1 protein-coding gene is annotated in these 298 nt (G+C 66.8%); it reads left to right on the plus strand.

From position 1 onward, the window contains the following. Window positions 1–76: 76 nt before the first annotated feature. Window positions 77–298: hypothetical protein (locus tag CFB18_RS15680; protein WP_200808205.1), on the plus strand; the 222-nt coding region annotated here is incomplete at its 3' end.

Here is a 298-nt window from a genome sequence, read left to right on the forward strand (position 1 = left end):
ACCCACCGGCCCCTGTAAGTCTCCGCCATCGCCTGGGGGGATCGAAAACCCTCCCAACTGATCCAAGGAGGCCCCAATGTATTGGATCCGCTGGTTCTTCAAAGAACTGTGGTGGTATCTCACCTATGAGCACTATGGGAAGCGCCGCCTGCGCCCCGCCACCTGGGCCCTGCTCTTCACCCTCCCCCTCCTCGCCGCCTTCTACCTGCTCGCCCTCGGGCTGGGCCAGCGCTCAGCGCTGCCCGGCGAGCGGCCCGCCCCCACCCTGCCCCCCCTGACCAAAACGGCGATCTTCGCC

The sequence above is a fragment of the Thermoflexus hugenholtzii JAD2 genome (genome assembly GCF_900187885.1).
GTDB lineage: Bacteria > Chloroflexota > Anaerolineae > Thermoflexales > Thermoflexaceae > Thermoflexus > Thermoflexus hugenholtzii.